This is a genomic window from Streptosporangium sp. NPDC000396 (assembly GCF_042898655.1).
Classification (GTDB): Bacteria; Actinomycetota; Actinomycetes; order Streptosporangiales; family Streptosporangiaceae; genus Streptosporangium.
Genome location: NZ_JBIAZA010000001.1, coordinates 282,830 through 305,745, shown reverse-complemented (window position 1 = coordinate 305,745; position 22,916 = coordinate 282,830). Strand labels below are relative to the sequence as shown.

Sequence of the window (22,916 nt, the reverse complement as noted above, 5' to 3'; positions counted from 1 at the left end):
GGCGCGCGACGACCATCGCGTGCCGCGACGGATCGAGGGGGAGTTTGCGACTCTTGTGTGGAATCGGGACCGACCCGGTGGTGGGGTAGATTGCGTGGGCGTTGTGGTCGGCAGTCGCAATCGTTGTGACCGGCGGTTTTCCCGAAGGATCGTGATCTCCAGTGAGCCCCGAGAGCGTGCCCGCGCCCAAGCTGCCCGTCGTGTGGCGGCCGAAGAAGGGGCGGATCGTGCCGTACGGCTTCGCCGGGGTGGTCGTGCTGGGGGCACTGCTGATGGCGTTCCTGCTGCCGCCCCCGTTCGGCCTGGCCGACCGGGTCGCGATGGTCGCGCTCGGCGGGGCGATCGCCGGGGTGCTGCACCTGCTGGGGCGCTGCCGGGTGGAGGCGGACGAGCAGGGGATCACCGTGGTCAACCCGCTGCGGGTGCACCGTTACGAGTGGCCCGAGGTGCTCGGGGTCACGCTGACCCCGCACGAGCCCTGGGCGAAGATCGACTTCACGGACGGCGCCACCATCGGAGCCGTGGGACTGCAGGGGTCGGAGAAGGAACGGACCGTCCGGCAGGTCCTTGAGCTCTCCGCGCTCATCCGGGAGCGCGGCGAGGCCGAGGAGACCCGCTAGCGGTGCCGTCCCGGGACGGCGGTGACCGGCGGTGACCGATGGTGAACAGGGTGGTCGTTGCCAGCCGACGCCCGATCCCATGTCACTGTTGACCGAATCCCTGATCGGCCGTCCGGGCGTAGCCTGAGATGGTGTTGAGGCGGACAACCAAGGCATCGGATGTGGAATCGCCGGGGCAGCTGGCGGAGCTGCTCGACCGGCATGCCTATCTCGCCGACGAAGGGCTGGTCACGGCGGCGTTCCTCGCCCTGAGAATGGGCCGCCCGCTGTTCCTCGAAGGTGAGGCCGGGGTCGGCAAGACCGAGCTGGCCAGGACGCTGGCGGCCGTGCTGGAGGCTCCTCTGATCCGGCTGCAGTGCTACGAGGGACTCGACGGCCCCCAGGTGCTCTACGACTGGGACTTCGCCCGCCAGCTCCTGCACCTCAAGGCGGCCGAGGCCGGTGGGGTCACCGATCCGGCGCGGCTGGAGGGCGAGGTCTACGACCGGCGCTTCCTGATCGCCCGGCCGCTGCTGAAGGCGCTGGAGACCCAGCCCAGCGTGCTGCTCGTCGACGAGATCGACCGGGCCGACGTGGAGTTCGAGGCGATCCTGCTGGAGGTGCTCTCGGATTTCGCGATCTCCATTCCGGAACTCGGCACGATCCGAGCCGAGGAGCCTCCGGTGGTCGTGCTGACCTCCAACCGCACCCGCGAGGTGCACGACGCGCTGAAGCGGCGCTGCCTCTACCACTGGCTGGAGCACCCCTCCTTCGAGCGGGAGGTCGCGATCCTGCTGCGGCGGCTGCCCGCCTGCTCCGAGACGCTCGCCGAGCAGGTGGCCAAGGCGACCGGACGGCTCCGCCAGGCCGGCCTGGTCAAGCCGCCCGGGATCGCCGAGAGCATCGACTGGGCCGAGGCCCTGCTGGCCCTCGGAGCGCGCGAGCTCGACCCCGACCTGGCCGCGGCCACGCTGGGCGCCCTGCTCAAGCACCGCGAGGACCACGAGGCCGTACTCGGGAACGGGTTCTTCGGTGGCCTCCGCGACTGACGGTCACGACCGGCCTCCGGAGGATCCGCCCGGCGTGACGGCGCCCGAGGGGCTGTCCGGTTCCCCCGGTGCGGGGACGGCACAGGACCTGGTCGCCGTCATGACGGGGTTCGCCAGGACGCTGCGCGCCGCCGGGGTCCCCGCCGACCACGAGAGGACCCGGGGCCTGCTGCTCGCGCTGTCTCACCTGGACGCGGCCAGGCCGCGGGACGTCTACTGGGCCGGCCGGTTCACCCTGTGCGCCTCGGCCGACGACCTGCCGCGCTACGACCGGGTCTTCCAGGCCTACTTCGGCGGGCTGCGCGCGGGCCGCGCGCAGCCCGCAGTGGTCACCGTCACCCGGCATGTCGCCACCGCCTCCGGCGCACCCGGTGACGGCGACGACGGCCCGGTGCGACCGGCCGGGGCGAGCGCGGTGGAGGTGCTGCGCAACCGGGACGTGGCCACGATGACCCGGGCCGAGCTGGCCGAAGTGCACCGGTTGCTCTCCCTGCTCCGGGCGGGGCGCGAGCAGCGCAGGTCGCGGCGGTTCCAGCCGTCGCACCGGGGACGGCTGGACAGCAGGGCGACGATCCGGGAGACCCTGCGGCGCGGCGGGGAGACCGCCCGCCTCCGTTACCGCCTGCATCGGACCAGGCCTCGCAGGGTCGTGCTGCTGGTGGACGTCAGCGGTTCCATGGCTGCCTACGCCGACACCCTGCTCCGCCTCGCCCACGCGCTGGTCAGGTCCGAGCCCCGGGCCACCGAGGTGTTCAGCGTGGGCACCAGGCTCACCCGGCTCACCGCCGAACTGCGCCACCGTGACCCGGCCACCGCGATGGACGCCGTCTCCCGGGCCATCCCCGACTGGAAGGGCGGCACCCGGCTGGGCGAAGAGCTCAGGAGGTTCCTCGCGTTCAACGACGCCCGGGGCGCGGTGGTGGTGATCGCCTCCGACGGGTGGGAGCGCGGCGACGTCTCCCTGCTGGGCGCGCAGATGGCCCGGCTGTCCCGGATGGCGAACCGCGTGGTCTGGATGAACCCGCACAAGGGGCAGGAGGGCTATCAGCCGCTCACCGGCGGGATGCGCGCGGCCTGGCCGTACATCGACGACTTCGTGGCCGGGCACAGCCTGGCCGCCTTCGAGAATCTTGCCGGATTGCTGGGAGGGGCACATGCGTGACGTGCTGTCACAGATCGTGCGGTGGTGGGAGTCCGGGCGGACGTTCGGCCTGGCCACGGTGGTGAACACCTTCCGCAGCGCGCCGCGCCCGCCCGGCGCGTCCATGGCCGTGCTCGACGAGGAGGCGGAGGGCAGCGTTTCGGGCGGCTGTGTCGAGGGCGCCGTCTACGAACTGGCCCGCGAGGTGGCCGCCTCCGGCACGCCGGTCCTGCAGCGGTACGGCGTGAGCGACGACGACGCCTTCTCGGTCGGCCTCACCTGCGGTGGCATCCTGGACGTGTTCGTCGAGCCGGTGTCGCGCGAGACGTTTCCCGAGCTGGGGGCGATCGCCGAGTCGGTGGACAGGCGGGAGCCCGTGGCGGTGGCGACCGTGCTGTCCGGCCCCGGCGCGATCGGCGCCCGGAGGGTGGTCTGGCCGGATCGTTCCTCTGGCTCGCTGGGTGTGGCCCGGCTGGACGACGCGGTGGACGACGACGCGCGGGGCATGCTCGCGCAGGGACTCACCGGCGTCAGGCGGTACGGCGCGCACGGCGAGCGGCGGCTCGACGAGCTGTCGGTCTTCGTTCATTCCTTCGCCCCGCCGCCACGGATGCTGGTCTTCGGCGCGATCGACTTCGCCGCCGCGGTGGCCAGGATCGGCAAGTTCCTCGGCTACCACGTGGTCGTGTGCGACGCCCGGCCGGTCTTCACCACGGCCAAGCGTTTCCCGGAGGCCGACGAGGTGATCGTCAAATGGCCGCACGACTATCTGACCTCGACCGTCGTGGACGAGCGGACCGCGATCTGCGTGCTCACCCACGACCCCAAGTTCGACGTCCCGCTGCTGGAGGTGGCCCTGCGCACCCCGGCGGGCTACGTCGGCGCGATGGGCTCGCGCCGCACGCACGAGGACCGGCTGGCACGGCTGCGCGAGGCGGGCCTGGGGGAGGCCGAGCTGAAGCGGCTCCGCTCGCCGATCGGGCTGGACCTTGGCGCGCGGACCCCCGAGGAGACCGCGGTCTCCATCGCCGCCGAGCTGATCCAGCTCCGCTGGGGCGGTTCCGGACGGCCGCTCACCGACGGCTCCGGCCGGATTCACGGGGACGGGCCCCAGAGATGATCGCAGGAAGGACGCCTCGATGAGATCGGCAAGCGCGGGGCTGCTGCTCGCGGCCGGATCGGGCTCGCGGCTCGGCACGCCGAAGGCGCTGGTGGACTTCCACGGGGAGCGGCTGGTGGACCGCGGGATCCGGCTTCTCCACGACGGCGGCTGCCATCCCGTGGTCGTCGTGCTCGGGGCCGTGACCGTGCAGGTGCGCGGGGCGGTGGCCGTGCGGAACCCGCGGTGGCGCACCGGGATGGGCTCCTCGCTCCGCGTCGGCCTGCGGGCGCTGCCGGACGACGTGGAGCGTGTCGTGATCGCCCTGGTGGACCAGCCGCTCATCGGCCCGCAGGTGGTGGAGCGGCTGATCGGGGCGGCCCGGGACGGCGCCTCGGTCGCCGTCGCCACCTATGACGGGGAACGGAGGAACCCGGTGCTGATCGGCAGGGAGCACTTCGAGGAGGTCGCCGCGCTCGCGACCGGCGACGTCGGCGCCCGGCCGTTCCTGCGAGCCCATCCCGAGCTGGTTGTCGAGGTGCCCTGCGACGACATCGGCGACCCCGCTGACATCGACACCCCGGCGGACCTGTCGGCGCTGCGGGCGCGCTGAGGTCCTCGCGGCCGATGAGGGCTTGCCCGCCGAGGTCCTCTCAGAGGCCTCTCAGAGTTCTCTCAGAGGCGCAGCGAGGCGACTGCGGCGCGGTGGTCGCTGCCGGTGGCCTGCTCGACACCGGCGCTGGTGGCGGTGAGGCCGCGGTAGAGGATGTGGTCGGGACGCGTGACGGGGAAGGACGACGGCCACGTGAAGCCGAAGCCGGTGCCGGCCTCCTGCTGGGCGTCGGACAGCGGCGGGACCAGGCCGGAGCGCTTGCGGTCGGTGGTGGCGGTGTTGAGGTCGCCGAGCAGGAGCAGGTTCTCGCTGTCGTCCCTGTCGATGATCTTCCGGGCGTGCCTCAGGGTCTCGTCGCGCTGGGCCGTCTGGCCGGGCCGGGCCGAGGCCAGATGCATGACGTAGACGGTCAGCTCCCCCTTGGGGGTCTTGACCACGGCACGCAACGCCCGCGTCCAGGCCAGGCCGATGTCCACCTTGCGGGCGCCGACGAGCGGGAACCGGCTCCACAGGCCCACCGTGGAGACCTGGTAGTGGTACGGGAAGTGCTGGTCGAGGGCCTTCGCCGCCGGGCCGCCGCCGGTCAGCTCCTGCGCGGCGATCAGGTCCCGGTCCTTGGCGACTGCCATCACGGCCTGCCCCGAGGCGGAGTTGGCCACCCCCACGTTGATCGTGGCGACCGATATGTCACTCGGCCCGCCCGGCGGGGCGTTCAGCAGCGCGGGGCCGAACATGACCCCCCACACGACGGCCGGGAGCAGAGCCGCGACGATCACCCGCCACGAGCGGGTGAACAGCGCGCCGACGAGCAGGATCGGTATGGCGGCACCGAGCCAGGGGAGCAGGCTCTCCAGCACGGGTGTGAACCCGCCCAGCTCCGGCAGGAGCCGGTGCCCGCCCAGGATCAGAGCCAGTGCCCCCGCCACCACGATGATCACTCGTCTCAGCACGCCGCTCCTCGCCCGCTCGGATTCCCAGGGCCTCTCCTGTCCCGGAATGCGTACGCTACCGGCCTCGGGCGGCAGGTGCGGGGCTTGGTGCTTCGGCGGTGAGTCGATAGCCTTTACCCATAAGTAACGGAACATCATTCGGTTTCGTAGGCGCGTGCGGAAGGACGACCCCAGGATGCGTATCGGTATGGCCCTGAACTACTCGGGGGGCTTCAAGGAGACGGTGGCCGAACTGGCCGACTACGAGAAGGCCGGTCTCGACATCGTCTTCGTCGCCGAGGCCTACAGCTTCGACGCGGTCAGCCAGATGGGCTACATCGCGGCCAAGACCGAGCGCCTGCAGATCGCCTCCGGCATCCTGCCGATCTACTCCCGGACTCCCGCCCTGCTGGCCATGACCGCCGCGGGCATGGACTACGTCTCCGACGGCCGCTTCACCCTCGGCCTGGGCGCCTCGGGCCCGCAGGTCATCGAGGGCTTCCACGGCGTGCCGTACACCGCCCCGCTGGGCCGCACACGCGAGGTCGTCGAGATCTGCCGCCAGGTCTGGAGGCGCGAGCGCCTGACCTACGAGGGCAAGCACCACACGATCCCGCTCCCCGCCGACCGGGGCACCGGCCTGGGCAAGCCCCTGAAGCTCATCAACCACCCGGTCCGCGAGCGCATCCCCATCGTGATCGCCGCCATCGGTCCCAAGAACGTGGAGCTCGCCGCGGAGGTGGCCGAGGGCTGGGAGCCGATCTTCTACATGCCGGAGAAGGCCGCCGACGTCTGGGGCGCCTCCCTGGCGGCGGGCAGGGCCAAGCGCGACCCGGCTCTGGGCGAGCTGGACGTCATCGGCCAGGCGGCGCTGGCCATCGGCGACGACGTGTCGTACCTGATGGAGCTGGGCCGTCCGATGGCGGCCCTCTACATCGGGGGCATGGGCGCCAAGGGCAAGAACTTCTACAACGACCTCGCCCGCCGCTACGGCTACGAGAAGGAGGCCGAGCAGATCCAAAACCTCTATCTCGACGGCAAGAAGGACGAGGCCGCCGCGCTCGTCCCGCAGGAGCTCCTGGAGAAGATGTCCCTGATCGGCTCCGAGGGCCACGTCCGCGAGCGGCTCCAGGCGATGAGGGAGTCGGGCGTCACGACCGTCAACGTCACCCCGCTGGGCCGTACGCACGACGAGCGCATCCGGCTCATCGAGAAGGTCAGGGACCTCGCGTCCTGACGATCTCCGGTCGAGGGGTGAGGAGGGTCCCGGTTTCGCCGGGGCCCTTTTCCGTAGCATGCAGGGCATGACCGACACCCATGCCCGGCGCCGCGAACGCCTGGCCGCACTGCTCCCCGCCCACGAGGCGGACGCGATCCTGGTGACCCGCGGCGTCAACGTGCGCTACCTGACCGGCCTGGACAGCTCCAACGCGGCCGTGCTGGTCCGGGCCGACGCCCGCGCCACGCTGGCCACCGACTCCCGCTACGTCGAGACCGCCCGGCGGGTCTGCGCCGACATCGAGGTGGTCCAGGAGCGCGACGTCGCCGGATGCCTGGTCGCGATGGCCGACAGGGTGGCCGTCGAGGCTCACCACATGCCCGTGGCCGACTACTTCCGTCTGGGCGAGAACCTGCTGCGCCTGGCCGGGCTGGTGGAGTCGGTGCGCCGGATCAAGGACGAGGCGGAGATCGACCTCCTCCGCACCGCGTGCGCGCTCACCGATCAGGCCTTCGCCGACGTGCTGCCGACGCTGCGCCCCGGGCTGACCGAGAAGGAGGTCGCCAGGGCGCTGGAGCGCCGGATGGTCGAGCTGGGCGCGGAGAAACCCGCCTTCGACTCGATCGTGGCGAGCGGCCCCAACGGTTCGGTTCCCCACCACTCGCCCTCGGACCGGCCGTTCGAGCGCGGCGACCTGGTCACCATGGACTTCGGCGCGCTCTATGAGGGCTACCACGCCGACATGACCCGGACGGTGGCGATCGGCGAGCCCGCCTCGTGGCAGCGCGAGCTGTACGACCTGGTCCGCGCGGCCCAGCGCGCCGGCCGGCACGCCGTACGGCCCGGCGCGCCCACCCACGAGGTGGACGCCGCGGCCCGCGACCTCATCGCGGAGATGGGCTACGGAGACTACTTCGGGCACGGGCTCGGCCACGGCGTCGGACTGGAGATTCACGAGGTGCCGTTCCTGTCTCCGGCGAAGCCGGAGCCCCATCACGAGCACGCTAGACTAGAGGATCGAGTTCCGGTCACCATTGAGCCCGGGGTTTACCTGCCGGGCAGGGGCGGTGTCCGCATCGAGGACACGCTCGTGACCCGTGATGACGGATCGGAACTTCTCACACGGACGACCAAAGAGCTGCTTGTCCTTTAAGAGCGGCCGTACGCAGGAGAAACTAGTGGCGACGACGAACGACCTCAAGAACGGCCTGGTGCTCAAGCTCGACGGCGGTGAGCTCTGGACGGTTGTGGAGTTCCAGCACGTCAAGCCCGGCAAGGGTGGTGCGTTCGTCCGCACCAAGCTGAAGAACGTCATGTCGGGCAAGGTCGTGGACAAGACCTTCAACGCGGGCGTCAAGGTCGAGGTGGCCAACGTCGACAAGCGCGAGATGCAGTTCTCGTACATGGACGGCGACGACTTCGTCTTCATGGACACCGAGACCTACGACATGCTTCACGTCTCCCGGGTCGCCGTCGGTGACGCCGCGAACTACCTGCTGGAGAACATGCTCGCCACCGTGGCGATCAACGAGGGCAACGTGCTCTACGTCGAGCTGCCCGCGGCCGTGGAGCTGATCATCGCCGAGACCGAGCCCGGCCTCCAGGGCGACCGCTCCACCGGCGGCACCAAGCCCGCCAAGCTGGAGACCGGCGCCGAGATCAAGGTGCCGCTGTTCATCACGACCGGCGAGAAGGTCAAGGTCGACACCCGCACCGGCGATTACCTCGGCCGGGCCTGATGTCGGCACGCGGTAAGGCGCGCAGGCGCGCGCTGGACATCCTGTTCGAGGCGGAGGCGCGCGGTCAGGATCCGCTGAGCGTCCTCGCCGAGCGTCTGGAGCGGGCCGAGCCGCCCGTCAACGAATACACCGCGACGATCGTCGAAGGCGTGTGCCGGCACCGGGCGCGCATCGACGAGCTGATCACCACCTACGCCGAGGGCTGGACGCTCGACCGCATGCCCGCGGTCGACCGCAACCTGCTGCGTGGTGGCACCTACGAGCTCCTCTGGATGCCCGACGTCCCCGAGGGCGTCGTCATCAGCGAGTGGGTGGGTCTGGCCTCCGAGCTGTCGACCGACGAGTCGCCGCAGTTCGTCAACGGCCTGATGGCCCGCTTCAAGCAGCTCAAGCCGTCCCTGGCGCTGTAACGCGTCCCGCGGGGGCCGGGCGCCGGCCTTCCGCGGACGGCGCGGCCTTCCTGGGCGTCGTGCTCCGCCCGCACGGAAAGACTCGATCAAACGTGAGTACGGATCGCCCCTGGAGCGCCCCGCGGACCGTCCGGCGTAGGCTGGGCTCGTCACCGGCAAAAGGAGGCGATCTGAAGTTGCACGCCGTAGGCATCTCGCGGCAGGCAGGCACCCCGGCGGTCCGCACCGCCGTCGTCTGGGACGTCCTGCGGGCGGTGCTGGCCGACCGGGTGTCCGCGACCGGTCGGGATCGACTCGACATCGTCGACGCCGGAGGCGGCACGGGGGGCTTCGCCGTACCGCTGGCTGGCCTCGGGCATGCCGTCACGGTCGTCGACCCCAGCCCCGACTCTCTGGCCGCGCTGGAACGCCGCGCCGCGGAGGCGGGGGTGGGCGTGCGCGCCCTCCAGGGTGACGCCGCCGACCTGGGGGAGCTGCTTCCCGCCGACGGCGCCGACCTGGTGCTGTGCCACAGTGTGCTGGAGTACGTGGAAGATCCGGCCGGCGCGCTGGCGGCCATGGCCGGCCTGCTGCGCCAGGGCGGCGTGATCAGCGTGCTGGCCGCCAACCCGCTCGCCGCCGCGCTGCACCGTTCGGTCGCGGGCCGCTTCGACGAGGCCCGCCAGGTGCTTGAGGATCCCGAGGGCCGCTGGGGCGATCGCGACCCCACGCCTCGGCGCTTCACCCGTGAGACCCTGTCGCGGCTGCTCGCCGGGGCCGGGTTCGAGCCCGGAGAGGTCCACGGTGTGCGGATCTTCGCCGACCTGGTGCCCAGCCGGTTGCTCGACGGTGAGCCGGGGGCCGCGCGCGCACTGGTCGCCCTGGAGCAGGCGGCGGCCTCTCATCCGGTGCTCCGCGACATCGCCACCCAACTGCACGTTCTCGGCCATCGATGAGGCTTGAATCGAACACGCGTTCCCATAGGATGGCGTTGTGTCGAGAAAACAGCAGTTGTCGCGTCCGGGTTCGGATCTGGGCACCGATGACACCGGCTGTCCGATCCTCCACGTGGACATGGACGCCTTCTACGCCAGCGTCGAGTTGCGCGAGCGCCCGGAGCTCAAGGGCGTGCCCGTCATCATCGGCGATCCCGGCGCACGGGGCGTCGTGCTCAGCGCCACCTATGAGGCCAGGAGGTTCGGGGTGCACTCGGCGATGCCGATGACCAGGGCCCGCCGGCTGTGCCCGCAGGCGGTGGTCATCCCGCCAAGCCGCAGGAAATACTCGGAGGTGTCCCGGGGCATTATGGAGATCTTCGGCACGTTCACCCCTGAGGTGGAGCCGATCGCCTCCGACGAGGCGTTTCTCGACGTCGGTGGGGCGCGCAAGCGCCTCGGCCCGCCGGCCGCGATCGCCGCGATGATCCGCGAGCGGGTCGCGCGCGAACACGGGATCACCTGCTCCGTCGGGGTGGCCAGCAGTAAATTCGTGGCAAAGCTCGCGTCGCAGCATTGCAAGCCTGACGGCCTTCTGGTCGTGCCCGTGGACAAAGTGGTTGATTTTCTCCATCCGCTCCCCGTGGGGGCCCTGTGGGGCGTGGGAGAGCGTACGGAGCGGTCCCTCGTGCGGTTCGGCGTCAAGACGGTCGGCGATCTCGCCAGGATCCCGGTCGCCACCTTGCAGCGCGAGCTGGGACAGGCCGCGGGCGCCCATCTGGCCGCGCTCGCCTGGGGGCGCGACGAGCGCCCGGTTCAGCCGCACGTGCCCGACAAGAGCATCGGCGCCGAAGAGACTTTCGCCACAGACGTCGGCGACCCGGTGGAGATCCGCAGGGAGTTGCTCCGCCTCTCGGAACGGGTCGCCGCCAGGCTCAGGGAGGGCGGCCACGTCGGCCGCACCGTCAGCGTCAAGCTGCGCCGTGCCGACTTCACCACGATCTCCCGGTCCCGGACCCTCAGGGAGCCCACAGACGTCGCCCAGGTGCTCTACACGACCGCCTGCGACCTGTACGCCGCCGCCGGCCTGGAAGAAGTGCGGCTCCGCCTGGTCGGGGTGCGGGTGGAGAACCTCAGCCCGGCCGGCGAGGCGACCCGGCAGCTCAGTCTCGGAGAGCGGGAGACGGGCCGGCGGGAGGCCGAGCAGGCGATGGACAAGGCGATCCGCAGATTCGGTCGTAATGCGGTGCTCCCGGCGTCGCTTGTTCGCCCGCCGTTTGATGGAATGGACCCATGACGCCGCCTCCGGTTTGGACTACGTTGGACGTTTTCTTTCGTCTACGTCTACAGCCTCGTATTCTGGGGATAACCGACCGCGAGGTTCGGACACCCCGTGTCGTCCGTCACCGTCTTCCCCGTCTTGGGGCCGTCCTTGGGAGGCGCCGTGCCGCTCTCTGAGCACGAGCAGCGCTTGCTCGACCAGATCGAGCAGGCCCTCTACGCCGAGGACCCGAAGTGGGCCAATACCGTCAGGATCAGTGATCCGCGCAGCCACTACAAGCGCCGCCTGGTGAAAGCCTCCATCGGCTTCGTCCTGGGTGTCGTCCTGCTGATGGTCGGCGTCGTGATCCAGGTCATCCCGCTCGGCGTCGGCGGTTTCGTGGTCATGCTCGCCGCGTGTTTGTGGGGTCTGTCCAGTTGGAAGCGGATGAACGGATTCGGTGACGCCTCACCGTCCGGGCAGACGCCGGGTAAGACCGGGCGCCGTGCGGGTCCCCGGCCCAGCTTCATGGAGCGGATGGAGGAGCGCTGGCGTCGTCGCCATGACGACCGCTGACGTGACGCTCCCCAGCCGCATCTTCTGACGATCGTGGGTCGCCTCCATCGGAGGCGACCCACATGAGTCGGTCGGGGTTTTCTTCCGCCGGGTCGTACGGCGGTCAGGCGTTCTTCCTGGCGGGCCTGCGGAGCAGGATGTTCTCCAGCCGGTCGAAGCCGTCCAGCGCGCGTCCGCCCGCGGCCCGCATCCGCAGGAGGGTGGAGGGCGGCAGCAGCACCGCGCGGATCCGCCGGCCCCGGGTCACGGTGGCGGCCAGGGCCCGCCGTACCCGCCGGAGGTCCTCACGCAGCGAGCCGATCTCACCGGGGGTCCGGGCGAAGAGCATTCGCTCCACCGCCGTGGCGATCCTGGTGATCGCGGCGGTGGCCTCCTCGTCGAACTCGTACTGCCCGCTGAGCCGCCGCGCCAGCGCCCGGGGGCTCTCGCTCGGCTGCCGGGACATGCCGTAGTCGCACAACGCGTCGTCGAGCTCGGCCCAGGCCGACGTCACCGCCACCTCCCGCCGGTTGGTCCTGACCGTCACCACGCCGGTGGACTCCGTGACGGCGGACTCGTCCGCGGCCTCGATCCCGCGGGAGTAGGACCTGCGCCGGCGTGCACGAAGCTTCCAGCGGAACATCGCCGGGATCAGCGCGACCAGCAACACGGCCGCGAGTCCGATGCCGATCTGCGCGGCCAGCGGCATGCCCTCGTCCACCGCGACCGACGCTCCGCCGAAGTCGCGGTCGGGCAGCTGGTCACGGCGGTTGCCCGCCGGCCGGTTGGGCAGATCGGCGCCGGAGGATCCCCTGCTCGGGGACACGGCCGGTTCGTCGTTGCCGGTCGTCGTGGTCTCCGGCCGGCTGTAGGAGGGCACCGTCGCGGTGCTCTGCCCGGCGCCACCGGCCGGGGTGGGCTCGAACCGCAGCCATCCCGCGCCCTCGAAGTAGAGCTCGGGCCAGGCATGCGAATCATGCGTGCGCACCTGCCACTCGTCGGCGGAGTTGATGCCGCCCGTGTAGCCGACGGCCACCCGGGCGGGAATGCCCAGAATGCGTGCCAGCACCGCCATCGAGGAGGCGAACTGCTCGCAGTATCCCGCCCGGTTCCGGATCAGGAAGTCCGTGAGCGCCTGGCCGCTGTGCCCCTGGGTGGACAGGCTGTAGACGAATCCGCCCTTCTTGGTGAAGAACTCCTGGAGCTGGATCGCCTGCTCGTACTGGCTGGCGCCTTCCTTCGTCACCCGCCGGGCCAGTTCCCTGACCTCCCGCGGCAGGCCGTCCGGCAGCTTCAGGTAACGTTCGCTGATCTGCGCGGACGGGGGCGGCGCCGTCTTGAGCATCTCCGCGGTGAGATTGGGCTCGTTGGTGACGACCCGGTAGGTCAGTCCTCCGGCGGTGTCCCGGGCGGAGAACACCATGAGCGTGTCCCTGTCGGGCCGCCAGTCTCCCTCGGCCTCCACCTGGCCGGCGGGGTACGGCAACGGCAGGAATGTCAGATTTCTGACCTCTTCGCTCACCTTGATCGTGAGGGTCGCCCGCGTGGTCGGCACGCTCGTGTTCTGGCCGGGGGCCGGCGGCATCGGCGCCTCGGAGACCAGGTCCTTGGCGAGGCCCTCCAGGTTCGACATCGTCCACTGCTCGCCGTCGAAGATGTCCATCGAGTACATCCGCAGGTAGCGCGAAGAGCTGTCACTCGTGTTGTAGGTCAGGACGGTGGAGTTGGCCGGCAGCGAGAGCTGGCCCCGCAGACTGACCATCGGGTTCGGGATGCTGATCGAGTTGCCGCCGCGGCCCTTGCCGTTGCCGACGCCGAACCCGAACAGCGGGTTCGGCTCCAGCGGGGGCAGCAGCGAGGGAAGCAGGATGGCCAGCACGATCGCGGTGACGCCGATGCGCTTGCCCGACAGGTGCAGGACCCCGGCGTCGGAGGTGGGCTTCGGGGCGATGAAGGACGGGGTCCGCCGCACCAGCACCGCCCGGCCCCAATGGCTGATCCGCTCCCGTCCGTCGGCGGCCAGCAGTCCCATGTAGCCCAGGGCCGCGATGATGAAGGCCGGCCAGCTGACCGGCTCGGCCAGCACCGCCGCGGGAACGGTGAACAGCGCCAGCAGCGGCAGGCCGGTGAGGGCGGCCCGGCGCAGCCGGGCGGCCAGCAGATCGACGAGGATCGCGATCAGGCCGACACCGCCGCAGGTCAGCAGGACGATCCCGGCGCTGGCCGGCACCGGCGCCGCGAACCGCTGGATGTCGGCGAAACCGGTGATCAGCAGCTTGGCCAGCCCGCTGACCGAGTCCTTGGTGGGCACCACCCTGATCCAAGCCTTGCCGCCGGTGAACACCGCCGTCAGGTAGATCCACACCGCGAGAAGCTGGGCCAGCGGCACCAGCCAGTTCGGCAGGGTGTAGCGGCTGGCCAGCACGCCGACGCCGGTCACCACCAGGATGATCCCGAAGCTCGTCCAGAACCAGGCGCCGCCCTGGAAAAGCGGGTAGAGCGTGATCGCGGCCGCTCCCGTGGCCGCGCCCGCCGCCATGGGAAGTTTCATGCGCCACCCCCGTTGAGTGCGAATCGCCCGCGCTGCGCGGCGTCCGGCCACACGCTCGCGATCGAGGTGCCCGGGGGCAGCCGCAGGGTGCGCCAGCCCGTCCCGGCGAGAATCGCCTGCACCGCCTGGTACTCCTCGTTCTGGCCGAGTTCGGGCCGATCCCAGCCGGCCACGTCGAGCATCACGGCCACGCCGGTCACGCTGCCGTGTCTGAGCCTGGCCAGCGCCTGAGCCTGCTCCACGTCGATCCCGCCCAGCACGGCCACGATCAGGCCGTCGCCGCCGCCCTGCCGCAGCGCGCTTATGCCGTACTCAAGCGATCGCGCCGAGCTGGGCCGCACCACGGCGAGGGTGTCCAGCAGCGACCAGCTCACCCCGCTGTCGGTGAGATGCTCGGCACCCTGGTCGGTGACCAGGCGCAGGCCGAGTCCCTCGTGAGCCAGATGCACGCCGATGGAGGCCGCGGCGGAGACCGCCACCTCGAACGACGAACGAGGTCCCTCACCCCGGTGCGCGTACCGGCGGGTGTCCAGCAGCAGTGCCCCCCGGCTCTGCCACTGCTGCTCCTCGCGCCGCACCATCAGCTCGCCGTACCTCGCCGTCGAGCGCCAGTGCACCCGCCGCAGGTCGTCGCCCTGCCTGTACTCGCGTGGCGCGATGTCGTCGTCACCCGCGGCCGCCACACTTCTGGTACGGCTGTCGCCCCCGCCGCTCCACTCTCCGGAGAGACGGACGTGCGGCAGCGCCACGACCTGGGGGGTCACCACGAGCGTGTCGCTGATGGTGAACGACCTGGTCAGCTCGACCAGACCGAACGGGTCGCTGATCCGGACGGAGAGCGGGCCGATGTCGAAGCGGCCGCGCAGGTCGGACCGGACCCGGTAGTCGATCTCCCGGACGCCGTTTGGCTCCACCTGGTCCAGGATGAACCTGGGGCGTGCCCCGAGCGCGTAGGGGACGGTGTCCTCGATCATCAGCAGGCCGGTCGGCAGCCGGGTGACGTTCTCCAGCCGGAGCGTCACGGTGGCCTCGCTGCCCACCTCCGCCCTGGGCGGGTCCAGGCGCCGCGCGCAGCTCAGCCGGTAGCGGGTGCGAGCCACAACCATGGCCGCCAGCAGCGGCATGGAGACGATCAGCACCCCGATCCTGAGAAGATCGTGTTCCCCGAGGATGAAGGCGCACAGCAGCGCCGCGACGCCGGATGCGAGGAAGGACCGGCCGCGGGCGGTGAGCGCCTTTAGTCCTGAGGTCACTTCGCCTGGGCCTCGGGCACGGGAACGCGGCGGATGAGGTCGGTCATCACCTGCTCGGGCGTGCGGCGCTGGCCGTGCGCCTCGACGCTGGGCAGCAACCGGTGGGCGAGGACGGGAACGCACAACTCCTGCAGGTCGTCGGGGATGACGTAGTCGCGGCCGGCGAGCGCCGCGTGCGCGCGGGCGGCCCGGACCAGCTGCAGGGTCGAACGCGGGGAGGCGCCGAGCCGCAGGTCGGGGGAGTGACGGGTGGCGGTCACCAGGTCGATGGCGTACTTCTTGATCGGCTGTGAGACGTATACCGCGCGTACCGCCTCGATCAGCGCCTGGACCTCGGCGGTGGTGGCCACCGGCTCCAGCTTGTCCAGCGGGGAGGTGGCGCCGTGCACGTCCAGCATCTCCAGCTCGGCGGAGGGCTCGGGATAGCCCATCGCGATCCGGGCGGTGAAGCGGTCGCGTTGCGCCTCGGGCAGGGGATAGGTGCCCTCCATCTCGATGGGGTTCTGGGTGGCGATCACCATGAACGGGCTTTCAAGCCGATAGGTCGTGCCGTCGACGGTGACCTGGTGCTCCTCCATGCATTCCAAAAGCGCCGACTGCGTCTTCGGCGAGGCCCGGTTGATCTCGTCACCCACCACGATGTTGGCGAACACCGGGCCGGGCTTGAATTCGAACTCCCGGGTCTGCTGGTTGTAGGCGCTCACCCCGGTGATGTCGCTGGGCAGCAGGTCGGGAGTGAACTGGACACGGCGCACCGGGCAGTCGATGGATCGCGCCAATGCCTTGGCGAGCATGGTCTTGCCGACCCCGGGCACATCCTCGATGAGCAGGTGGCCCTCGGCGAGAAGGACAGTCAAGGTCAGGCGGACGACGTCGCTTTTGCCCTCGATCACCGACTCGATCGCCTGGCGGATCCGGTGCGCGGTGGCGACCAGATCATCAAGCCGAGGTGAGACGTCATGGGTTACTGCCACCAGGCCTCCATGAGGGTTCGGCGGTTTCGCGCCGGAGGGGTTGTAATTCCGGGGCCTTTGTGGCCCCTTTCCATTGTGGGTACCGACACTACGGCGAGGCGAGTTCCCGGGCGACTCTATGCGGGCATTAAGGCTGTTTTCGGGTGAACAGCCATAGTGTGTGCCCTAATCGTGGTGTTTTCGTGCGATAGAAGTACGGATCTCGTGACAAGGACGCCGGGCGCTCCACTTTCCACCCCCCACCGCCGCCGGTCCGCCGATTTCGTCGATCGCCCGGCTATCGGCCGCCTTGTCGACACGCCCGTGGCATGCCGGGGGCGCCCTCCCCCCTCCACTCCGCCCCACCCCTATTGAGCTGGGGAAATATCCGCGATACCGATCGCTGGGACGCGCGGAATCGGTTGACGGTGGAGAGAAGTGGAGTATGGTGGTGCGCAGTGGAGGGCAGGGACGAAAGCGCCAGGCGCTCCGCTAGGCACGGGAGGGGGAGCCGATGTTTCTCGGCACTCATCATCCGCGCCTCGACGACAAGGGACGGCTGTTCCTGCCGGCGAAGTACCGCGAGGAGCTGGCGGAGGGTCTGGTGATCACCAAAGGCCAGGAGCGCTGCCTCTACGTGTTTCCCGTAGAGGAGTTTCAGCGCATCACCGAGGCTCTGCGCACCGCGCCGGTGACCGCCAAGGCGGTCCGTGACTACAGCCGCGTCTTCTTCGCCAGTGCTTCTGACGAGGTCGCCGATAAACAAGGCCGGGTCACCATCCCGCAGGCTCTGCGGGAATACGCCAGCTTGCGCCGTGACTGCGTGGTCATCGGAGCCAACACCCGGCTGGAGATCTGGGACGCACACGCCTGGGACACCTATCTGGCCGACCAAGAACAGGTTTTTGCTGATCTGTCGGAGGAGGTGCTGCCAGGGATTCTGTAACTCCACGGTCGACTCATCGGTGAAAAAGTCGTTCGGCGAGGTCTCCACCCGCAACCACATGCCCGTCAGCTGATGCACCTTCCCCGGTGTCAGGTGGCGAGCGGATACGCGGGTGCGGATGGGGACCTGGCCGGGCGGCCCGGGGTGGGGGCCAGTAAAGACACCGATGAGCGTCCGCCGCACATTCGCGAGCGAGGCGGCGAGAGGGGGGTCGCGCTTCATGCGTGCCGAGAACGATATGACTGATCTTCAGGCTTCGGGCGGTCACGTGCCCGTGATGCTCGACCGCGTGCTTGAGCTCCTGGCCCCCGCGCTGTCAGGGCCCGCCCCCGTCGCGGTCGACGCCAACCTCGGCCTCGGCGGCCATGCCGAGGCGCTGCTGGCCGCCCACCCCTCGCTGCATCTGATCGGGATCGACCGTGATCCCACCGCGATCGAGCGCTCCACGGCCCGGCTGGCGCCGTACGCCGACCGGATCACGCTGGTCCGGGCGGTCTCCGACGAGCTGGCCGAGGTGCTGGCGCGGGCCGGCCGTCCTCGCGTCAACGCCGTCCTGTTCGACCTGGGCGTCTCCTCACCCCAGCTGGACGAGGCCGAGCGCGGTTTCGCCTACTCCTATGACGCGCCCCTGGACATGCGCATGGACCGGGAGCAGGAGCTGACGGCCGAGATCGTCGTGAACACCTACTCGGCCGCTGAACTCGTCCGGATCCTCCGTGATTACGGCGAAGAGCGATTTGCTCCGCGTGTCGCGCGCCTAATTGTCAAGGAACGGGGCAACGAGGCCATAACGTCGACCAAGCGGCTTGCGGAGATTGTCCGTACGGCGATCCCTGCCGCTACCCGACGAACCGGGGGAAACCCCGCAAAAAGGACTTTTCAGGCGTTGCGAATCGAGGTGAATGCGGAGTTGACGGCGCTGGAACGCGCGCTCCCCGCCGCGCTCGACGCACTGACGCTTGGCGGGCGCGTGGTCGTGCTCGCATACCACTCCCTTGAGGACCGGCTGACCAAGCAGGTCCTCGCGGAGCGAACCAGGGACACCAGCCCGCCGGGGCTGCCTGTCCCTTTGCCGGCTCACCAGCCGCGGTTCACCCTCCTGACAAGGGGGGCCGAACTTCCGAGCGAAGAGGAGGTGGCCCGCAACCCGCGGGCGGCCTCTGCCCGGTGCCGGGCGGCAGAGAGGATCCGTGAGGCAGTTGACGAGGAGTGAGTCGAACGTCCGTACCGCGCCCAGCCGCGGCGGACGACCGGTGCGCGTCCCCCGCGCGGCGTCGCAGGCGCACAAGCCCAGGCCGGCCACGGCGGCCGCGACCGTCACCAAGCCCGCGCCTGGCACCAAGCCCGCATCCGCCGCCAAGCCCGCATCCGCCACCAGGGCCACGCCCGTCACCAGGGCCACGCGTTCGGCGGCGCGGCAGGGGCGGGCACCCCGCGCTCCCTTCGTGCTGCTCGTGGTGGGCCTGCTGTGCGGGGGCCTGGTCAGCCTGCTGCTGCTGAACGTCGTCCTCTCCAAGGACTCCTTCCGGCTGAACGAGCTGCGTAAGGAGAACAACGAGCTCAGCCTCAGGAAAGAACAGCAGAAGAACGAGAACATGCAGAAGGAGATGCCCGACGCGCTTGCGAGGAACGCCAGGAACCAGGGGCAGGAGCCCGACTGGGACACCGCGAACGTCCTGTCCGACAACTCCACCGACAGCCGGGCCGTCAATGACGGCCAGACGCCCGCCGGGCAGGAGCGAGTGCCGGGCACGGGCCGGTGAGGGAGACCGGCGGGCGGCGCCCCGGCCCTGGCCGGGGCGGTTCCGGAAACGGATCCGCCGGAGGCTCCGGCCGCCGGGCACCAGGCGGCCCCGGTCGTACCGGTAAGCCGGGCGGTCAGGACGCCGCGGGAAGGCAGGGCCCCTCCGGCCCCTCTGGAAGGCAGGCCCGCCCCGAGGGCTCAGGCAGGCCTGACGGCTCCGAGGGCACCGGCAGGCCTTCCTCCGGCAGGTCACAAGGCTCCGAAGGGCCGGGCAAGTCCGGCCGCCCGGATGGGCAGGGCCGGCAGGGAGGTTCCCCGGGAGCGGCCAGGCCAGGCGTCTCGGGCAGGCAGGCGGGTTCCGGGGCGCCCAGGACCCGTTCCGGAAGTTCGGACGGGTCCGACGGCTCGCGGGCGCCGGGTAAGCCTCGTTCCGAGGGGCCGGACCGATCCAGCAGGCCGCCGGGGCCTCGCAGGCCGCCGCGTCCCGCGGAGCCGGCCTCCCGCCCGAACCGGATGCGTCCGGACGCGCCGCGCAGGGACAGGCAGACGGCCGCTCCCGGCCGCACGGGAGCGGGGGACCGGCCTGGCGGCAGGCCGCCTCGGCCGCCGGTGCGCCCGCCCGCGGTACTGCGCCTGGGCAACCCCCGCAGGCGGATCAACATCGGCCTGATCGCGATGACCTTCGTGCTGTCCATCTTCGCGGGACGGCTCATACAGCTCCAGGGACTGGACTCCAAGGTGTATGCCGCGGCCGGGACCGGCCAGCGGGTCCAGGACGAGAAGCTGACCGCGCGCCGGGGCTCGATCACCGACGTCAACGGGCACGAACTCGCGCTGACCGTGGAGGCGCGCGACATCTTCGTGGACCCGGCGGACGTCGACCCCAAGCAGCGGGACAAGGTGGCCACGATGCTGGCCACAGAGCTGAACCTGCCGAAGGACCAGATCGCGGCCAAACTCGGTAAGACCAGCAGCCGCTACGAGAAGGTGGCCGCCGCCGTCGACCCGTCCACCGCCCAGCGGGTCATGAAGCACGGCCTCAAGGGCGTCGGCAGCATGCACCGCTACCGGCGTGACTACCCGGGCGGAGACCTGGCCGGCACCCTGCTGGGGTTCGTCGGCGACGACGGCGTCGGCCTGAGCGGCCTGGAGAGCACCTACAACAAGCTGCTCGCCGGCCGTGACGGAAAGCAGTTCATCGAGACGGGCCGATGGGGGCAGCGCATCCCGATGACCCGCAACACCCTGGAGACGCCCGTGGAGGGCCAGGACATCCGGCTCACCATCGACCGCGACGTCCAGTGGGCCGCCCAGAAGGCGATCACCGACCAGGTGAAGGCCACCGGAGCGCGCACCGGCAGCGCCATCGTGATGGACGCGCAGACCGGTCAGGTGATCGCCATGGCCAACGCGCCGGAACTCGACCTGAGGAACTGGTCGAAGACCTCCGCCGAAGACTGGGTCAACCGCGCCGCGACGGACGTGTTCGAGCCGGGCAGCACCAACAAGGTCATCACCGCGGCGGCGGCCCTGGAGTCGGGGGCCGTGCGGCCCGAGACCGTGTTCAAGGTCCCGGACAACATCAGGTGCGCCGACCAGGTGCTCAGGGACGCGCACCCGCACCCCACGGAGCGGCTGACCTTCTCCGGCGTGGTCGCGACCTCCAGCAACGTGGGCACGATCCTCGCCGCGCACAAGGTCGGCGACCAGAAACTGTACGAGATGCTGCAGCGCTTCGGCTTCGGCGCCAAGCCCGGCAGCGGCCTGTACCGCGAGGAGGCGGGCCTCCTGCCCGACTGGAGGAAGTGGTCGGGCAGCCAGCGCTGTACGATCGCCTATGGTCAGGGCGTCTCGGTGACCGCGCTGCAGACGGCCAGCGTCTACCAGACCATCGCCAACGGCGGGGTGCGCGTCACCCCGCAGATCGTGGCCGGCACCACCACCCAGAACGGCGTGTTCGTGCCGTCCGCGCCGGGCAAGCAGGCCCGGGTGGTCGGTGAGCGCACCGCCAGGGAGGTCGCCGGGATGCTGGAGGCCGCCGTGAGCAAGGAAGGCACCGGCAGTCTCGCCGCCATCGACGGCTATCGGGTGGCCGGCAAGACGGGCACCGCGATGCGCTACGACGCCAGGTGCCAGGGATACTGCGGATATACCTCGACATTTGTTGGTTTCGCCCCGGCGGACAAACCTCGGCTGGTCGTCCTGGCGGTTGTCCAGGATCCCCAGAAGGGCCACTACGGTGGGGAAATCGCCGCTCCGGTTTTCAAGAAAGTGATGACGTTCGCGTTGAAGAGCAAGAAGATTCCACCCACCGGAACCGCGTCGGCCTCGGTGCCGATACGCACCGGCAAGTGACGAGGGAAGGTACGCTCTCGCCGTGCGTCCCCCGTCGTCCATGAGACCCTCAACCAGTTCACCCCGTCCGCTCTCGGGGCTGGCGAGCCTGCTCGGAGCGCCTTCCGGCACGTCACGGGCACCGCTGGCCGCGGTGTCCGGGGTCACCATCGACTCGCGCCAGGTTCAGCGCGGAGATCTCTACGTCGCGTTGCCGGGAGCCGTCTCCCACGGCGCCGACTTCTCCGCGCAGGCCCTCGCCGCCGGAGCCACGGCGATCCTGACCGACGAGGCGGGTAGGGAGGCCGCCGTCGCGACCGGCCTGCCGGTTCTCGTCGTCCCGAACCCGCGTGGTCTGCTCGGGCAGGTCGCCGCCTGGGTGTACGGCCAGCCCGCCTCGGACGTGACGGTCATCGGCGTCACCGGGACCAGTGGCAAGACCACCACCACCTTCCTGCTGGAGGCGGGGCTGCGGGCCGCCGGGCACAAGGCGGGGCTGGTGGGCGGCGTGGAGATCCACGCCGGCGAGCTGCGTTTCGCGCCCAAGCTGACCACACCCGAGGCCAGCGACCTGCAGGGCCTGTTCGCCCTCATGCGTGAGCAGGGCGTCACCGCCGCCGCGATGGAGGTCTCCAGCCACGCGCTGGCGCTGGGCCGCGTCGACGCGGTCTTCTACGACGTCGCGCTGTTCACCAACCTGTCGCAGGACCACCTGGACTTCCACAAGGACCTCGACGACTACTTCGCGACGAAGGCCCGGCTGTTCACCCCCGAGATGAGCCGCACCGGCGTCGTCAACATCGACGACGCCCACGGGCGTGAGCTTCTCGGCCTCGCCAAGATCCCGGTGACCACCTTCTCCGCAGAGGGCGCCCCCGAGGCCGACTGGCGGGCCGTGGAGGTGCGCCTGGGCGGCGACGGCAGCTCCTTCCGCGTGGTCGGCCCCGGCGGGGTCGAGGAAGACGCGAAGGTGGCCCTGCCCGGCCCGTTCAACGTCGCCAACGCGCTGGGCGCGATCGTCTCCCTCGTCGAGGCGGGGGTGCCGCTGCGGGCCGCGGTGACCGGCGTCGGCACGATGGCCGGGGTGCCCGGCCGGATGGAGCGGGTGCCCGGAGGCGAGGGCTTCCAGGCCATCGTCGACTACTCGCACAAGCCGGGGGCGGTGGAGTCGGTGCTGCGCTCGCTGCGCGAGGTCACGACGGGCAAGCTGACCGTGGTGCTGGGCTGCGGCGGCGACCGCGACCGGGGCAAACGCCCGATGATGGGGGAGGCCGCCGCCCGGCTGGCGGATGTGGCCATTCTCACCAGTGACAATCCTCGCTCGGAAGACCCGCTGCGCATCCTGGCCGAGATGATGGACGGAGTCATCGGCGTGTCCCAGGACAAGCGCGCACATGTGATCATTGAGCCGGACCGGGCTGCGGCCATCGACCTGGCGATCGGACGGGCAGGCTTCGGCGACGTCGTCGTCGTGGCCGGCAAGGGCCACGAACAGGGCCAGTACATCGGGGACCAGGTGCTCCCGTTCGACGACAGGCAAGTGGTGGCCGACGCGATCGTCAGACGGCGGAATCGGACCGGACGCCGAAGCACGTATGGAGAGTAGG

General features: G+C 70.5%; 21 protein-coding genes. 17 read left to right on the top strand and 4 right to left on the bottom strand.

Features of this window, described 5'->3' with window-relative positions:
- Positions 1–161 precede the first annotated feature (161 nt).
- The 5 genes from ACFY2X_RS01340 to ACFY2X_RS01320 all read left to right on the top strand — a co-directional run bounded on the left by ACFY2X_RS01340 (position 162) and on the right by ACFY2X_RS01320 (position 4,501).
- The gene (locus ACFY2X_RS01340) at positions 162–620 is read left to right on the top strand and encodes a PH domain-containing protein (protein WP_389930782.1); all 459 of its coding nucleotides are present in this window, start codon (positions 162–164) and stop codon (positions 618–620) included.
- A gap of 128 nt (positions 621–748) precedes the next feature.
- Positions 749–1,648, top strand: a complete 900-nt coding sequence (locus ACFY2X_RS01335; protein ID WP_389930779.1) for an AAA family ATPase — start codon at positions 749–751, stop codon at positions 1,646–1,648.
- A gap of 34 nt (positions 1,649–1,682) precedes the next feature.
- A complete protein-coding gene (locus tag ACFY2X_RS01330; RefSeq protein ID WP_389930777.1) occupies positions 1,683–2,810 on the top strand; it encodes a VWA domain-containing protein in 1,128 nt (375 codons plus the stop codon).
- Positions 2,803–3,909: an XdhC family protein gene (locus ACFY2X_RS01325; protein ID WP_389930776.1), complete on the top strand. Its 1,107-nt coding sequence runs from the start codon at positions 2,803–2,805 to the stop codon at positions 3,907–3,909. The genes ACFY2X_RS01330 and ACFY2X_RS01325 overlap by 8 nt, the downstream gene beginning before the upstream one ends.
- 19 nt (positions 3,910–3,928) lie before the next feature.
- Entirely contained in the window at positions 3,929–4,501 is a 573-nt protein-coding gene (locus tag ACFY2X_RS01320) for an NTP transferase domain-containing protein (RefSeq protein WP_389930774.1), read from the top strand.
- A 62-nt stretch (positions 4,502–4,563) separates the two neighbouring features.
- Here ACFY2X_RS01320 and ACFY2X_RS01315 read toward each other — a convergent pair whose 3' ends face one another.
- Positions 4,564–5,451: an endonuclease/exonuclease/phosphatase family protein gene (locus tag ACFY2X_RS01315; protein ID WP_389930772.1), complete on the bottom strand. Its 888-nt coding sequence runs from the start codon at positions 5,449–5,451 to the stop codon at positions 4,564–4,566.
- Between the two features lie 175 nt (positions 5,452–5,626).
- Between ACFY2X_RS01315 and ACFY2X_RS01310 the strand changes: the two genes are divergently transcribed.
- The 7 genes from ACFY2X_RS01310 (at position 5,627) to ACFY2X_RS01280 (ending at position 11,549) form a co-directional block, all read left to right on the top strand.
- On the top strand, positions 5,627–6,667 hold the full coding sequence (locus ACFY2X_RS01310; RefSeq protein WP_389930771.1) for an LLM class F420-dependent oxidoreductase: 1,041 nt from the start codon (positions 5,627–5,629) through the stop codon (positions 6,665–6,667).
- Positions 6,668–6,734: 67 nt separating this feature from the next.
- Positions 6,735–7,802: a M24 family metallopeptidase gene (locus ACFY2X_RS01305; RefSeq protein WP_389930769.1), complete on the top strand. Its 1,068-nt coding sequence runs from the start codon at positions 6,735–6,737 to the stop codon at positions 7,800–7,802.
- A 25-nt stretch (positions 7,803–7,827) separates the two neighbouring features.
- A complete protein-coding gene (efp, locus tag ACFY2X_RS01300; protein ID WP_389930767.1) occupies positions 7,828–8,388 on the top strand; it encodes an elongation factor P in 561 nt (186 codons plus the stop codon).
- On the top strand, positions 8,388–8,798 hold the full coding sequence (gene nusB, locus ACFY2X_RS01295; protein WP_389930765.1) for a transcription antitermination factor NusB: 411 nt from the start codon (positions 8,388–8,390) through the stop codon (positions 8,796–8,798). Before efp ends, nusB begins: the two co-directional genes overlap by 1 nt.
- Positions 8,799–8,974: 176 nt before the next feature.
- On the top strand, positions 8,975–9,733 hold the full coding sequence (locus ACFY2X_RS01290) for a methyltransferase domain-containing protein (RefSeq protein WP_389930763.1): 759 nt from the start codon (positions 8,975–8,977) through the stop codon (positions 9,731–9,733).
- Positions 9,734–9,770: 37 nt separating this feature from the next.
- The gene (locus ACFY2X_RS01285; RefSeq protein ID WP_389930761.1) at positions 9,771–11,009 is read left to right on the top strand and encodes a DNA polymerase IV; all 1,239 of its coding nucleotides are present in this window, start codon (positions 9,771–9,773) and stop codon (positions 11,007–11,009) included.
- Positions 11,010–11,156: 147 nt separating this feature from the next.
- Complete coding sequence (locus ACFY2X_RS01280; protein ID WP_389930760.1) at positions 11,157–11,549, top strand: DUF3040 domain-containing protein; 393 nt, start codon at positions 11,157–11,159, stop codon at positions 11,547–11,549.
- Between the two features lie 103 nt (positions 11,550–11,652).
- Here the strand turns inward: ACFY2X_RS01280 and ACFY2X_RS01275 are convergent, their stop codons facing one another.
- Genes ACFY2X_RS01275 through ACFY2X_RS01265 form a run of 3 tightly spaced genes read right to left on the bottom strand, consistent with a single transcriptional unit; the run spans position 11,653 to position 16,306 of the window.
- Positions 11,653–14,079 carry a DUF3488 and DUF4129 domain-containing transglutaminase family protein gene (locus ACFY2X_RS01275; RefSeq protein ID WP_389930757.1) on the bottom strand — a complete coding sequence of 809 codons (2,427 nt, stop codon included), beginning with the start codon at positions 14,077–14,079 and terminating at the stop codon, positions 11,653–11,655.
- Positions 14,076–15,332, bottom strand: coding sequence for a DUF58 domain-containing protein (locus ACFY2X_RS01270; protein WP_389930755.1), 1,257 nt, complete (start codon positions 15,330–15,332; stop codon positions 14,076–14,078). The genes ACFY2X_RS01275 and ACFY2X_RS01270 overlap by 4 nt, the downstream gene beginning before the upstream one ends.
- Positions 15,329–16,306, bottom strand: a complete 978-nt coding sequence (locus tag ACFY2X_RS01265) for an AAA family ATPase (RefSeq protein WP_389930753.1) — start codon at positions 16,304–16,306, stop codon at positions 15,329–15,331. The genes ACFY2X_RS01270 and ACFY2X_RS01265 overlap by 4 nt, the downstream gene beginning before the upstream one ends.
- A gap of 493 nt (positions 16,307–16,799) precedes the next feature.
- Here ACFY2X_RS01265 and mraZ point away from each other — a divergent pair, with 493 nt between their 5' ends.
- From mraZ to ACFY2X_RS01240, 5 genes are all read left to right on the top strand, one after another.
- Positions 16,800–17,231, top strand: coding sequence for a division/cell wall cluster transcriptional repressor MraZ (gene mraZ / locus ACFY2X_RS01260; RefSeq protein ID WP_389930751.1), 432 nt, complete (start codon positions 16,800–16,802; stop codon positions 17,229–17,231).
- A 220-nt stretch (positions 17,232–17,451) separates the two neighbouring features.
- A complete protein-coding gene (gene rsmH, locus ACFY2X_RS01255) occupies positions 17,452–18,444 on the top strand; it encodes a 16S rRNA (cytosine(1402)-N(4))-methyltransferase RsmH (RefSeq protein ID WP_389930748.1) in 993 nt (330 codons plus the stop codon).
- Between the two features lie 40 nt (positions 18,445–18,484).
- Entirely contained in the window at positions 18,485–18,994 is a 510-nt protein-coding gene (locus ACFY2X_RS01250) for a hypothetical protein (RefSeq protein WP_389930744.1), read from the top strand.
- Between the two features lie 590 nt (positions 18,995–19,584).
- On the top strand, positions 19,585–21,330 hold the full coding sequence (locus tag ACFY2X_RS01245) for a peptidoglycan D,D-transpeptidase FtsI family protein (RefSeq protein WP_389930741.1): 1,746 nt from the start codon (positions 19,585–19,587) through the stop codon (positions 21,328–21,330).
- Between the two features lie 40 nt (positions 21,331–21,370).
- Positions 21,371–22,915 carry a UDP-N-acetylmuramoyl-L-alanyl-D-glutamate--2,6-diaminopimelate ligase gene (locus tag ACFY2X_RS01240; RefSeq protein WP_389930738.1) on the top strand — a complete coding sequence of 515 codons (1,545 nt, stop codon included), beginning with the start codon at positions 21,371–21,373 and terminating at the stop codon, positions 22,913–22,915.
- Position 22,916 lies beyond the last annotated feature (1 nt).

Coding starts and splice junctions, on each gene's coding strand:
- nusB (WP_389930765.1), top strand. CDS start 8,388: ATGTCGGCACGCGGTAAGGCGCGCAGGCGCGCGCTGGACATCCTGTTC.
- ACFY2X_RS01335 (WP_389930779.1), top strand. CDS start 749: ATGGTGTTGAGGCGGACAACCAAGGCATCGGATGTGGAATCGCCGGGG.
- ACFY2X_RS01325 (WP_389930776.1), top strand. CDS start 2,803: ATGCGTGACGTGCTGTCACAGATCGTGCGGTGGTGGGAGTCCGGGCGG.
- ACFY2X_RS01320 (WP_389930774.1), top strand. CDS start 3,929: ATGAGATCGGCAAGCGCGGGGCTGCTGCTCGCGGCCGGATCGGGCTCG.
- ACFY2X_RS01275 (WP_389930757.1), bottom strand. CDS start 14,079: ATGAAACTTCCCATGGCGGCGGGCGCGGCCACGGGAGCGGCCGCGATC.
- ACFY2X_RS01305 (WP_389930769.1), top strand. CDS start 6,735: ATGACCGACACCCATGCCCGGCGCCGCGAACGCCTGGCCGCACTGCTC.
- mraZ (WP_389930751.1), top strand. CDS start 16,800: ATGTTTCTCGGCACTCATCATCCGCGCCTCGACGACAAGGGACGGCTG.
- ACFY2X_RS01310 (WP_389930771.1), top strand. CDS start 5,627: ATGCGTATCGGTATGGCCCTGAACTACTCGGGGGGCTTCAAGGAGACG.
- ACFY2X_RS01240 (WP_389930738.1), top strand. CDS start 21,371: ATGAGACCCTCAACCAGTTCACCCCGTCCGCTCTCGGGGCTGGCGAGC.
- rsmH (WP_389930748.1), top strand. CDS start 17,452: ATGCGTGCCGAGAACGATATGACTGATCTTCAGGCTTCGGGCGGTCAC.